The sequence below is a fragment of the Saccharothrix saharensis genome (genome assembly GCF_006716745.1).
In the GTDB taxonomy this organism is placed as follows: domain Bacteria; phylum Actinomycetota; class Actinomycetes; order Mycobacteriales; family Pseudonocardiaceae; genus Actinosynnema; species Actinosynnema saharense.
The window spans coordinates 2,159,951-2,172,574 of record NZ_VFPP01000001.1; the positions used below are offsets into that span (position 1 = coordinate 2,159,951).

Here is a 12,624-nt window from a genome sequence, read left to right on the forward strand (position 1 = left end):
TGCAAACCTACTTCAGCTGATCCGCGGTGTAGTAGCCGCTGTCCACGAGGACCTTCTGGTAGTTGCCCTTGTCCACGATGACCGACTCGAGCAGGTACGACGGCACGACCTTCTTGCCGTTGTCGTAGTCCTTCTCGTTGTTGACCTCGGGCTTGCCGCCCTTCAGCACGGCGTCGGCCATCTTCACGGTGGTCGCCGCGAGCTCGCGGGTGTCCTTGTAGATGGTCGAGTACTGCTCGCCCGCGATGATGGACTTCACCGACGCGACCTCGGCGTCCTGACCCGTGACGATCGGGTACGGGTTGCCGCTCGTGCCGTAGCCGCTGCTCTTGAGCGCGGACAGGATGCCGATGGACAGGCCGTCGTAGGGCGACAGCACGCCGTGCACCTTGTCACCGCCGTAGGTGGAGGTGAGCAGGTCCTCCATGCGCTTCTGGGCCGTGGCCGGGTCCCAGCGCAGGATGGCGACGGTCTTGAAGTCGGTCTGGCCGCTCTTGACGACCAGCGTGCCCTTGTCGATGTGGGGCTGGAGCACCGACATCGCGCCGTTGAAGAAGAACGTGGCGTTGTTGTCGTCCGGCGAACCGGCGAACAGCTCGACGTTCAGCGGGCCCTTGGCGTCACCGGGGGTGCCGTCGGCCTTGATCACGTTCAGCCCGGTCAGCAGCGAGGTCGCCTGCTGCACGCCGACCTTGAAGTTGTCGAACGTGGCGTAGTAGTCGACGCTGTCGGTGTTGCGCAGCAGCCGGTCGTAGGCGATGACCGGGATGTCGGCGTCCTGCGCCTGCTGCAGCTGCGAGGTGATCGCGGTGCCGTCGATCGAGGCCACGATGAGCAGCTTGGCGCCCTTCGTGATCTGGTTCTCCAGCTGGTTGGCCTGCGTCGGGATGTCGTTCTCGGCGTACTGGAGGTCGACCTTGTAGCCCTTCTCCTCCAACGCCTTCTTGATGTTGTCGCCGTCGTGGATCCAGCGCTCCGACGACCGGGTGGGCATGGTCACGCCGACCAGCACGTCACCCGACGACCCGGACTGCTGGTCGACGGTCTTCTCGGCCGACCCGCAGGCGGCGAGCATCAAGCCGGCCGCGGCGATGGCGGCGATCCGCGGAAACCTCATTGTTTCTTCTTCTCTCCCTAGATGGTGGTGCAAGCCCAGGACCCGCTACCGCAGGCCCTGCGCGAGTCGGAAGTACGCCTGGTTCCAGCGCAGGCGGTCGCCGAACGACGCGGTCGTCGTGTCCTGGTCGATGACCACCAGTTCGGTGTTCACCATGGTGGCGAAGTCGCGCAGCGTGTCCGAGCCCACGGCCTGCGTCATCACGGTGTGGTGCGGCCCTCCCGCGGTCAGCCAGGACTCGGCCGAGGTGGACAGCGACGGCGCGGGCTTCCACACCGCGCGCGCCACCGGCAGGTTCGGCAGCGGCTCGTCCGGCGGCACGACCTCGACCTCGTTGGCCACCAACCGGAACCGCTCGCCCAGGTCGGCCAGGCCGACGACCACGGCGGGACCCGCCGCCGCGTCGAACACCAGCCGGACCGGGTCCTCCCGCCCGCCGATGCCCAGCGGGTGGATCTCGCACGACGGCCGGTCGGCCGCGATGGTCGGGCAGACCTCCAGCATGTGCGCGCCCAGGATCTTCGGCTCGCCCGGCCCGAAGTGGTAGGTGTAGTCCTCCATGAACGACGTGCCGCGGCCCGTGCCCGCGCCCATCGCCTTCACCGCGGCCAGCAGGGCCGAGGTCTTCCAGTCGCCCTCGCCGCCGAAGCCGTAGCCGTCGGCCATCAGCCGCTGCACGGCCAGGCCCGGCAGCTGCCGCAGCCCGCCCAGGTCCTCGAAGTTGGTGGTGAACGCGCCGAAGCCGCCGTCGGTGAGGAACCGGCGCAGGCCGGCCTCGATGCGGGCGGCGTAGCGCAGCGACTCGTGCCGCTCGGAGCCCTTCTGCAGCGCGTCCGCGAGCCGGTAGGTGTCGGCGTACTCGGTGACCAGGACGTCGATCTCACCGTCCTCGACCGCGTCCACCACCTCGACCAGCTCGTTCACGCCGTAGGTGTTCACCGAGACGCCGAAGCGCAGCTCGGCCTCCACCTTGTCGCCCTCGGTCACCGCGACGCCGCGCATGTTGTCGCCGAACCGGGCCAGCTTCATCCCGTTGAGGTGGCTGTAGCCGGTCGCGGCGCGCACCCAGCCGTCGATCCGCTCGGCCAGCAGCGGGTCGCTCGCGTGGCCGGCCACGGTCTTGCGCGGCACGCCGATCCTGGTCTGGATGAACCCGAACTCGCGGTCGCCGTGCGCGGCCTGGTTGAGGTTCATGAAGTCCATGTCGATGGTCGACCACGGCAGCGCCTCGTTGAGCTGCGTGTGCAGGTGCAGCAGCGGCTTGCGCAGCGCGTCCAGCCCGGTGATCCACATCTTGGCGGGCGAGAACGTGTGCATCCACGCGATCACGCCGATGCACGACGGGTCGGCGTTCGCCGCGAGCATCACGTCGCGGATGGCCGCGGTGTCGGTCAGCACCGGCTGCCACACCACCTCGGCGGCGATGCGGCCGGACTCGGTGAGCATCCGCTGGATCTGCTGCGACTGCTGGGCGACCTGTTCGAGCGTTTCCGGGCCGTAGAGGTGCTGGCTTCCGGTCAGGAACCAGACCTGCGGCTTCCCAGCAGGCGACATGCGGGTCTCCCCTCGTGGGCTCATTGCCCGTAGACGTTCTGGTAACGGGCGTACAGGCTGTCGACGTGGTGCTGCTCGATCGGCTTCGGCGTGCCGAGCTGGTGTGCGAAGTGGACGGTGCGGGCCACGTCCTCCAGCATCACCGCGGCCTTCACCGCCGACCGGGCGTCCTTGCCGATGGTGAACGGGCCGTGGTTGCGCATCAGCACGGCCGGCGACCGGCTCTCGCGCAACGTCTCCACGATGCCCTGGCCGATCGAGTCGTCGCCGATGAGCGCGAACGGGCCCACCGGGATGTCGCCGCCGAACTCGTCGGCGATCATGGTCAGCACGCACGGGATCGGCTCGCCGCGCGCCGCCCACGCCGTGGCGTACGGGGAGTGCGTGTGCACCACGCCGTTCACCTCGGGCATGTGCCGGTACACGTAGGCGTGCGCGGCCGTGTCGGAGGACGGCGAGTAGTCGCCCTCCACCAGGTTGCCGTGCAGGTCGGTGACGACCATGGCCTCGGGGGTCAGCTGGTCGTAGGACACGCCGGACGGCTTGATGACCATCAGGTCCCGGCCGGGCACGCGGGCCGAGACGTTGCCCGCGGTCCAGATCACCAGCTCGTAGCGGGTCAGCTCGCGGTGCAGGTCGGCGACCGTGCGGCGGAGGTCTTCGATCACGGACACCGGTCACTCCCCCTTGGCGGCGCGACGGCGCGCCTTCAACCGGTGCATGACCTCGTTCGCGCCGCGGCCGAAGTAGTCGTGCAGCTCCTGGTACTCCACGAACATCCGCTCGTAGGCCTCGACGTTCTCCGGGATCGGCAGGTACGCGCCCCGCTTGATCGAGCCCATCGCCTTGGCGGCGGCGTGGATGTCGGCGTGGGCGCCGGCCGCCACGGCGGCGTGCATGGCCGAGCCGAGCGCCGGGCCCTGCTCGGAGCCGATGACCGACAGCGGCAGGTTCGTCACGTCGGCGTAGATCTGCATCAGCAGCGGGTTGCGCAGCAGGCCGCCCGCGATCACCAGCTCGGTGACCGGGATGCCCGCGTCGGTGTAGGAGTCCACGACCACCCGGGTGCCGTAGGCCGTGGCCTCCAGCAGCGCCCGGTAGGTGTCCTCGGCGCGGGTGGCCAGCGTCTGCCCGACGACGACGCCCGACAGCTCGTGGTCGACCAGCACCGAGCGGTTGCCGCTGTGCCAGTCCAGCGCGATCAGGCCGTGCTCGCCGATGCGCTGCTGCGCGGCCAGCTCGGTCAGCAGCTCGTGCACCGAGATGCCGCGCGCCGCGGCCTGCTCGTGGTACTCCGGCGGCACGTTGTGCGCGACGAACCAGGCGAAGATGTCGCCCACGCCGCTCTGGCCGGACTCGTAGCCCCACAGGCCGGGCACGATGCCGCCGTCCACCACGCCGCACATGCCGGGCACGTCGGCCAGCACGTCGGCGTTCATCACGTGGCACGTGGACGTGCCCATGATCGCCACCATCTGGCCGGGCTCCACGGCGCGGGCGGCGGGCGCGGTCACGTGCGCGTCGACGTTGCCGACGGCTACCGCGATGCCGGGCTTGAGGCCGGTCCATCCGGCAGCCTGCTCGGTGAGCCCGCCGGCGCGGTCGCCGAGCTGGCCGAGCCGGTGGTCGAGCTTGGCCGAGACGAAGGTCCCGAAATCGGGGTTCAGCGCGGACAGGAAGTCCTCGGACGGGTAACCGTCCTGGTAGATGCCCTTGTAACCGGCGGTGCACGCGTTGCGCACGTAGGTGCCGGCGAGCTGCCAGACGATCCAGTCGGCGGCCTCGACCCAGTGGTCCATCGCCGCGTAGACCTCGGGGGCCTCCTCCAGCAGCTGCAGACCCTTGGCGAACTCCCACTCCGAGGAGATCAGGCCGCCGTAGCGGGGCAGCCAACTCTCACCGCGCTGCGCGGCCAGGTGGTTGATCCGGTCGGCCTGCGGCTGGGCCGCGTGGTGCTTCCACAGCTTCACGTACGCGTGCGGGTTGTCCGCGAACTCGGGCAGCTCGTTGAGCGGCGTGCCGTCGGACTTGACGGGGACCATCGTGCACGCGGTGAAGTCCGTGCCGATGCCGATCACGTCGGCCGGGTCGACCCCGGCGTCGGCGATGGCCGCGGGCACCGCGTGCTTGAGCACGTCCACGTAGTCCTGCGGCACCTGCAACGCCCAGTCCGGGGGCAACGGGCGCCCGTCGGGCAGGGCCCGGTCCAGCACCCCGTGCCGGTAGTCGTGCACCGCGGTGCCGAGTTCGAGGCCGTCGCGCACCCGCACGACCACCGCGCGGCCGGACAACGTGCCGAAGTCGACACCCACCACCAATGGATCGCTCGCCATGATGAGCAGTGTTATCGCTAACATTCACGACGTCAAGACCTGCCCGCAACGTGGCCTTAAAGACGTGGTGAGCGTGCACAAGAGCGGGGTTGATCGGCTTCGGGGCCCGCTCCCGGTGCCACCCCAGCCTAGGCGTGATCGGGGCACGCGCGGGGCCGCAGATGCGCGGAATTCGAACGAAACGTTTTCGAGGCGCCCCGAGCGGCGCCACCCCGGGGTGGCGTGACGGTATACGGCCGCCCCGGACGGCCCGACGGCGGCACGGTGCCGTGCCGCCGTCGGGGGGTCACCGCGCGGGAGGCGCGACGCTGTCCCGCTTCACCAGGGACGGCGCCACGTTGCGCTGCGGCGCGCCCACGTCGCCGTCGCCGACCTGGGCCAGCAGCAGCTCCAGCGTCTCCTTGGCCACGGCGTGGAAGTCCGGCCTGATGGTCGTCAGCGGCGGGATGAAGTACGCCGCCTCGGGCACGTCGTCGAACCCGACGATGCTCACGTCGTGCGGCACGCGGCGACCGCGCTCGCTCATCGCGCGCAGGATGCCCAGCGCCAGGTGGTCGTTCGCCGCGAAGATCGCGGTCACCTCCGGCATGCGGGCCAGCATCTGGCCCGCCCGGTAGCCCGAGGCCGCGCTCCAGTCCGCCGGCACCACGGGCGGCACCTCCAGGCCCGCCGTCTCCAGCGCCGACCGCCAACCCCTTATGCGGCCGAGGCTGTCGAACCAGTCCGACGGCCCCGAGACGTGCCACACCGTGCGGTGGCCCGCCTCCAGCAGGTGGGTGGTCGCCGCGAACGCGCCCGCCGCCTGGTCGACCGTCACCAACGGGGTCGAGCGCTCCGGGTCGCCGTCCACGGTGACCAGCGGGATGCCCGCGGACACGTCGCCGACCGCGTCGTTGGCCGACGCCGTCGGCGCGATGACGACTATCCCGGCGACCCGCTGGTCGCGGTGGCGCTCCACGGCGTCGGAGATGGAGTTGCGGTCCAGCACGTTCACCCGGCCCACGCTCACCGCGAACCCGGCCTCGGCCGCCGCCGCCTCGAACGCGGCCAGCAGCGACGCCGGGCCGTAGAGGGTGGAGTTCTGCGCCACCACCCCGATCAGCTGGGACCGGCCGGTCACCAGCGCGCGGGCCGCCTTGTTGGGCCGGTAGCCCAGCTCGGCGATGGCCGCGCGCACGCGCAGCCGGGTCTGCTCCCGGACGTTGGGATGCCCGTTCAACACCCTCGACACCGTCTGGTGCGAGACCCCGGCGAGCCGGGCGACATCCGTCATCGCGGGATCGCGCGAGGTCTTGTGCTCCACTACCGCCCCATCTCCCCTGTCGACACTGCAGCCTTCGAACGTGATGTTAGCGATAACACGCCCGGTTCACCGCGAAGGTGCTCACGGTCCATTGTCCACCAGGGACCGTTCCCACCAGCGCAGGGACGCGTCGTCACCACCGAAAAGTCGCACTCACCCGGCCGGGTGACCACCATCGGGCGGCACGTCGGCCGCCCGATGGCGCGTCGACCCGGTCGGAACCCGAGGACCACTCCCCCGACCGGTCAGGGGAAGGCGGCGCGGACCCGGTCCAGCTCGGCCTTGGTGACCGGCAGGACCGTGCCGTGCCGCGGCCGGCTGGGCAGCTCGTAGCCGGTCGCGAGGGTCCACTTGCCCGAGGCCAGGTCGGTGGTCTCGAACGGCACGTAGCCGCGACCGCCGAACTCGTCGATGAACAGGTACCAGCGGTCCTCGGTGTTGGACTTGAACACCGTCGGGCCCTCGCCCTGGTTGATCGAGCCCTTGCCGATGCAGTCGGCGACGAAGTCGTACGACGTGTCGCGCAGCCGCGTCGACTTCTCGGCCAGGATGAACTTGCTGCACGGCGTGGACGACGAGTTGTTCCGCTCGTCCTTGGTGAACCGGTAGTACTCGTCGCCGTGCTTGATCACGGTCGAGTCGATGACCGAGTAGCCCGGGTCGACCCACACCCGCGGCTCGCTGAACGTGCGGAAGTCCCGCGTGGTCGCGTACAGCATCTTGTTGTGGGTGTTGCCGGCGTGGTCGGGGTCGTCCTCGGCGTACAGCTTCGAGGCCCAGAACACGACGTAAGCGCCGATCGACTCGTCGTAGTACGCCTCGGGCGCCCACGTGTTGCCCGCGGTCTCCGGCGACACCAGGACGTGCCGCTGCCGACCCCAGTTCACCAGGTCGGTGGACTCCCAGACCTCGATGTAGCGGCTGCCCTTGCGCTGCACGAGGTCCCAGTTGCCGTTGCCGTGGATCTTCAGGTCGGTGGCGATGAGGTAGAACTTGTCGCCCTCCGGCGACCGGATGATGAACGGGTCGCGCACGCCCTTGTCCCCCAACGAGGACGTGAGCACGGGGTTGCCCTTGTTCAGCTCGTCCCACTTGAGCGCGTCGTTGCCGCGGCTGGCGGCGAAGTGGACCTGCTCGCCGGTGGCCGAGCCCTCGCCGGTGAAGTAGCCGAACAGGTAGCCCTCGTAGGCTCGCCGCTCGGGCAGCGGCGTGACGGTGACCTTGAACTTCTTGCGGGTGGTCTCCTCGCCGGCGCGGATCTCGGCGGTCAGCTGCACCTTCACCGGCTTGTCGCCGAACGCGGGCCGGGTGACCTCACCGGTGGGCGTGACGACCCCGGGCTTGTTGCTCTTCCACGTGATCGTGGTGCCGTGCGGGCCGGTGGTCGGCAGGGTGATGTTGCCGCGGATGTCGTCCTCGTCCCACACCACGAGGGCGGCGTCGGCCTCGGCGACCTTCTCGTCGTCGGTGAGCTCCGGGCGGACGGTGACCCGGAAGTCGCGGGTCCGGTCGAACGCGGTCGCGGTGAGCGTCACGGTCGCGGGGGCGCTGCCGGGTGCGGGGCGGGTGACGACGCCCGCGGCGGACACGACCGCCGGGTCGCCGGACCCCCACGTGATCGTCGAGCCGTACGGGCCGGTGGTCGGCAGGGTCAGGTTCGCGGTGACCGCCGAGGTGTCGCCGAGGTCGATCGAGGCCAGGTCGCGTCGCCCCTTCTCGTCGTCGGGGATGAAGCCGAGGGCGTGCGCCTCGGCCGCGCTGAGGGCGCGGTCGTAGAGGCGGAAGTCGCGGACCGCGCCCTTGAGGTGGCGGTCGCCGCTGTAGACGGAGCGGCCGATGTAGTTGGCGGTCGTCGTGCCGCCGCCGATCATCGCCGGGGTGGTGGTGACGCCGGTCTTCCGGGCGACCTCCACACCGTCCTCGTAGAGCACGGCGGTGCCGCCGCCGAGCGTGTAGGTGAGCGTCTTCCAGACGCCCCGGGCGAGGTCGCGACCGGCTGTCACGGTCTGCTCGGTGGACCAGTTCCCGGTCGCGATGGACGACCGGTAGGCGTTGCCGGTGGTGAACAGGTAGCCGTTGCCCGCGGTGCCCGAGGAGTTGCCCAGGCCGTACACGAAGTACGGCGTCGCCTGGTCGGTCGCGAGGCGGAGCTGAATCGAAACACTGACCTCGGTCAGTCCGCGCAGGACGTTGTCGGGCAGCTTCACGTGCCCGGTCACGCCGCCCAACTGGAGCCCTTCAGCACCGCCCGGAGCGGCGTCACCGATAACGGTTCCGTTGCGACCTCCGCCCGAGGTGTCGGCAGCGACGGCGCCTTGGGTTTCGGTGAGGGGGTAGTGGAGCACGAGACCGTCGGCGGCGGAGGCCGTCGGAGCGCTCAGAACCGCCGCGGCCACCGCCGCGACGAGGGTCGCGACGAGGGTGCGTGGGCGATGACGAACGGTGACCATGGGGCGTCGCTCTCGTCTTGCGCGCGGCGCCGAGCCGCGGCGGAACAGGGGCATCCGAAGGTATGGGTGTGCCGCATCACAAAAGTGAGCGCTAACATAGGTCGGCCCTAACGAACATGTCAAGGATGCAAAGTTGACGTTTCCGAGGGGTTGACTGGCCGATTGTGAGCGTTCACTCTTGTGCCCCAGGTGACCACCGTCACGCGGTTCGCCGTTCCCGTCAGTGTCTCGGGTTCACACGGAGGAAGACCAGTGTTGAAGAAGATCACGACCGCCGCCGCCGCGGTCCTGTTGGCCGCGTTGACCGCGTGCGGGTCCGGTGGATCCGGGGACGCGGGGTCGTCGTCGGGCAACGCCAACGCCAACAGCGACGGCAAGATCACCATGGGCTTCGCCCAGGTGGGTGCCGAGAGCGGCTGGCGCACCGCGAACACCAAGTCGATCCAGGAGTCCGCCGAGAAGGCCGGGATCGAGCTCAAGTTCTCCGACGCGCAGCAGAAGCAGGAGAACCAGATCAAGGCCATCCGGTCCTACATCCAGCAGAAGGTGGACGTCATCGCCTTCAGCCCGGTGGTGGAGACGGGTTGGGACGCCGTGCTGCTGGAGGCCAAGCGCGCGAACATCCCGGTGATCCTCACCGACCGCGCGGTCGACTCCGACGACACGTCGCTCTACAAGACGTTCCTCGGCTCCGACTTCGTGGAAGAGGGCAAGAAGGCCGGCGAGTGGCTGAAGGCCAACGCGGCGGGCGCCAAGAACGTGGTCGAGCTCCAGGGCACGACGGGCGCGGCGCCGGCGATCGACCGCAAGAAGGGCTTCGAGGACGCCATCGCGGGCACGGACCTCAAGATCGTGGCCACGCAGACCGGTGACTTCACGCGGTCGGGCGGCAAGCAGGTCATGGAGGCGTTCCTGAAGTCGGTGCCGCAGATCGACGTGGTCTACGCTCACAACGACGACATGGGCCTGGGCGCGATCGAGGCCATCAAGGCCGCGGGCAAGGTGCCCGGCAAGGACATCAAGATCATCACCGTGGACGCGGTGAAGGACGGCATGACCGCGCTGGCCGCCGGTGAGATCAACTTCATCGTCGAGTGCAACCCGCTGCTGGGCGACCAGCTGATGGAGCTCGCGAAGAAGGTCGTGGCGGGCGAGGAAGTGCCGCCGCGCGTGGTGACCGAGGAGACCACGTTCACCTCCGAGCAGGCCAAGACCGAGCTGCCCAACCGCAAGTACTGATGCGCCAGCCGCGGCCCCCCGCCACCCTCCGGGTGTGGTGGCGGGGGGCCGCATCCGTCTTTTACGTGAGGATCCGGTCGTGAGGGTCGTGAGGGTCTTGTCGTGAGGGGAGTTGTCCGGTGACCGAGCCGGTCGTCGACATGCGGGGCATCTCGGTGGAGTTCCCCGGAGTGAAAGCCCTGCAAGAGGTGGATTTCCGGCTGTTCCCCGGCGAGGTCCACGCGTTGATGGGTGAGAACGGAGCGGGCAAGTCCACGCTCATCAAGGCGCTGACGGGCGTGCACCCGCTCGCCGCGGGCGAGGTCCGCTACGCCGGCGAGCCCGTGTCGTTCCACGGTCCGGCGCAGGCGCAGGCCGCCGGGATCAGCACGGTGTACCAAGAGGTCAACCTGTGCGGGAACCTGACCGTCGCGGAGAACATCCTGCTCGGGCGCGAGCCGCGCAAGCTCGGCCGCATCGACGGCAAGGCGATGCGGGCGCGCGCCGCGGAGCTGTTGGCGCGCATCGGGCTGCACATCGACCCGGGCTCGGTGCTGGAGAGCCACCCGATCGCCGTGCAGCAGCTCGTCGCCATCGCGCGGGCGGTGGCGGTCGACGCGCGGGTGCTCGTGCTGGACGAGCCGACGTCCAGCCTGGACGCCGACGAGGTCGCGGAGCTGTTCCGGATCATCCGGGTGCTGCGCGACGAGGGTGTCGCGGTGCTGTTCGTGACGCACTTCCTGGAGCAGGTCTACGAGATCTCCGACCGCATGACGGTGCTGCGCAACGGCCGCCTGGTCGGCGAGCACATGACCGCCGCGCTGAGCCGGATCGACCTGGTGTCGGCGATGCTCGGCCGCGAGATGGGCGTGCTGGAGGAGATCGAGCGCCGTTCGGGCACGCCCGGCGAGGCGCTGCTGGTCGCCGAGGGGCTGGGGCGCAAGGGCTCGGTCGCGCCGTTCGACCTGGAGATCAGGGCGGGCGAGGTGGTCGGGCTGGCCGGGCTGCTCGGCTCCGGCCGCACGGAGGTCGCGCGGTTGCTGTTCGGCGCGGACAAGGCCGACTCGGGCCGGCTCCTGGTCAACGGCAAGCCGCTGCGGCTGACCGGGCCCAGGGCGGCGATCGAGGTCGGCATCGCGTTCTCGTCGGAGGACCGCAAGGCCGAGGGCATCGTGGCCGACCTGAGCGTGCGCGACAACCTGATCCTGGCGATGCAGGCCGCGCGCGGCTGGGCCCGGCCCGTGCCGCGCAAGCTCGCGGACGAGCTGGTGGCCAAGTACATCGAGCTGCTCGACATCCGGCCCGCCGACCCGGACCGGGCGGTCGGGAACCTGTCGGGCGGCAACCAGCAGAAGGTGCTGCTGGCCCGGTGGCTGGTGACCCAGCCGAAGCTGTTGATCCTGGACGAGCCGACGCGCGGCATCGACGTCGGCGCGAAGGCGCAGATCCAGAAGGTCGTCGCGGACCTGGCCGCGGAGGGCATGGCCGTGCTGTTCATCTCCGCCGAGCTGGAGGAGGTGGTGCGCGTGTCCGACCGCGTCGTGGTGATGCGTGACCGGCAGAAGGTGGCCGAGTTGGACGGTGGAGCGGGCGTGGACGACGTGATGGCGCTCATCGCGGGTGGCGGCACGGATGGCGTCGGCGCGGTGGCGGAGACGGCGGTGGTGTCGTGAAGAACCGACTGCTCTGGCCGGTGCTGGCGCTGGTCGCCCTCTTGATCCTGAACGTGGTGGTGACGCCGTCGTTCTTCTCGATCAGGCTCCAGGACGGCCACCTGTACGGCAGCTTGATCGACATCCTGCGCAACGGCGCGCCCACGCTGCTGATCGCGCTGGGCATGACGCTGGTGATCGCGACCCGCGGCATCGACCTGTCGGTCGGCGCGGTGGCGGCGATCGCGGGCGCGGTGACGTGCACGCACATCGCCGCCGGCGGCAACCCGTGGGTGGCGATGGGCCTGGCGCTGGCGCTGTGCGCGCTGCTGGGGCTGTGGAACGGGTTCCTGGTGTCGGTGCTGGGCATTCAGCCGATCATCGCGACGCTGGTGCTCATGACCGCCGGCCGCGGTATCGCGATGCTCATCACCGAGGGCCAGATCGTCACGGTCGACTCGCCGACCTACCGCCAGGTGGGCGCGGGCTTCCTGGTGCTGCCCATCGCGATCCTGATCAGCCTGGCCGTGCTGGGCCTGGTGGCGCTGGTGACCCGGCGGACCGCGCTGGGGCTGCTGATCGAGTCGGTCGGGGTGAACCCGGCGGCGTCGCGGCTGGCCGGCGTGCGGGCGCGGACGATCATCTGGACGGTGTACGTGTTCGCGGCGCTGTGCGCGGCCGTGGCCGGGTTGATGATCAGCTCGAACGTGAGCGCGGCGGACGCCAACAACGCCGGGTTGTGGATCGAGATGGACGCGATCCTGGCCGTCGTGATCGGCGGCACGTCGCTGGCGGGCGGCCGGTACTCGCTGACCGGAACGCTGCTCGGCGCGCTGATCATCCAGACGTTGACCACGACGGTCTACACGATCGGCATCGCGCCGGAGATCACGCTGGTGTTCAAGGCGGTCGTGGTGATCGCGGTGTGCCTGATGCAGGCGCCGGTTCGGATTCGGGTCAGGCAGGGGGTGCCCGCGTGAAGCAGTCAGTGGTCGTG

General features: G+C 69.9%; 9 protein-coding genes. 3 read left to right on the forward strand and 6 right to left on the reverse strand.

Annotation, left to right across the window (positions count from 1 at the left end):
• Positions 1-7: 7 nt before the first annotated feature.
• The 6 genes from chvE to FHX81_RS08590 form a co-directional block, all read right to left on the reverse strand.
• Complete coding sequence (gene chvE, locus FHX81_RS08565; RefSeq protein ID WP_141976705.1) at positions 8-1,117, reverse strand: multiple monosaccharide ABC transporter substrate-binding protein; 1,110 nt, start codon at positions 1,115-1,117, stop codon at positions 8-10.
• A 45-nt stretch (positions 1,118-1,162) separates the two neighbouring features.
• Positions 1,163-2,671 carry an L-arabinose isomerase gene (araA, locus tag FHX81_RS08570; protein ID WP_141976707.1) on the reverse strand — a complete coding sequence of 503 codons (1,509 nt, stop codon included), beginning with the start codon at positions 2,669-2,671 and terminating at the stop codon, positions 1,163-1,165.
• Positions 2,672-2,691: 20 nt separating this feature from the next.
• Positions 2,692-3,345, reverse strand: a complete 654-nt coding sequence (locus FHX81_RS08575) for an L-ribulose-5-phosphate 4-epimerase (protein ID WP_141976709.1) — start codon at positions 3,343-3,345, stop codon at positions 2,692-2,694.
• Between the two features lie 3 nt (positions 3,346-3,348).
• Positions 3,349-5,004, reverse strand: coding sequence for a ribulokinase (gene araB / locus FHX81_RS08580; protein ID WP_141976711.1), 1,656 nt, complete (start codon positions 5,002-5,004; stop codon positions 3,349-3,351).
• A 286-nt stretch (positions 5,005-5,290) separates the two neighbouring features.
• Complete coding sequence (locus FHX81_RS08585; protein WP_141976714.1) at positions 5,291-6,277, reverse strand: LacI family DNA-binding transcriptional regulator; 987 nt, start codon at positions 6,275-6,277, stop codon at positions 5,291-5,293.
• Between the two features lie 275 nt (positions 6,278-6,552).
• On the reverse strand, positions 6,553-8,526 hold the full coding sequence (locus tag FHX81_RS08590; protein ID WP_246107702.1) for an immunoglobulin-like domain-containing protein: 1,974 nt from the start codon (positions 8,524-8,526) through the stop codon (positions 6,553-6,555).
• Between the two features lie 483 nt (positions 8,527-9,009).
• Here FHX81_RS08590 and FHX81_RS08595 point away from each other — a divergent pair, with 483 nt between their 5' ends.
• From FHX81_RS08595 to FHX81_RS08605, 3 genes are all read left to right on the forward strand, one after another.
• Positions 9,010-9,996, forward strand: coding sequence for an ABC transporter substrate-binding protein (locus tag FHX81_RS08595; RefSeq protein ID WP_141976718.1), 987 nt, complete (start codon positions 9,010-9,012; stop codon positions 9,994-9,996).
• A 140-nt stretch (positions 9,997-10,136) separates the two neighbouring features.
• The gene (locus FHX81_RS08600; protein ID WP_141983822.1) at positions 10,137-11,648 is read left to right on the forward strand and encodes a sugar ABC transporter ATP-binding protein; all 1,512 of its coding nucleotides are present in this window, start codon (positions 10,137-10,139) and stop codon (positions 11,646-11,648) included.
• Entirely contained in the window at positions 11,645-12,607 is a 963-nt protein-coding gene (locus FHX81_RS08605; protein WP_141976720.1) for an ABC transporter permease, read from the forward strand. Before FHX81_RS08600 ends, FHX81_RS08605 begins: the two co-directional genes overlap by 4 nt.
• Positions 12,608-12,624 lie beyond the last annotated feature (17 nt).

What these genes read in the sequence shown, in the direction of transcription:
- chvE (WP_141976705.1), bottom strand. Translation starts at nt 1,117, where the DNA reads ATGAGGTTTCCGCGGATCGCCGCCATCGCCGCGGCCGGCTTGATGCTC.
- FHX81_RS08585 (WP_141976714.1), bottom strand. Translation starts at nt 6,277, where the DNA reads ATGACGGATGTCGCCCGGCTCGCCGGGGTCTCGCACCAGACGGTGTCG.
- araB (WP_141976711.1), bottom strand. Translation starts at nt 5,004, where the DNA reads ATGGCGAGCGATCCATTGGTGGTGGGTGTCGACTTCGGCACGTTGTCC.
- araA (WP_141976707.1), bottom strand. Translation starts at nt 2,671, where the DNA reads ATGTCGCCTGCTGGGAAGCCGCAGGTCTGGTTCCTGACCGGAAGCCAG.
- FHX81_RS08600 (WP_141983822.1), top strand. Translation starts at nt 10,137, where the DNA reads ATGCGGGGCATCTCGGTGGAGTTCCCCGGAGTGAAAGCCCTGCAAGAG.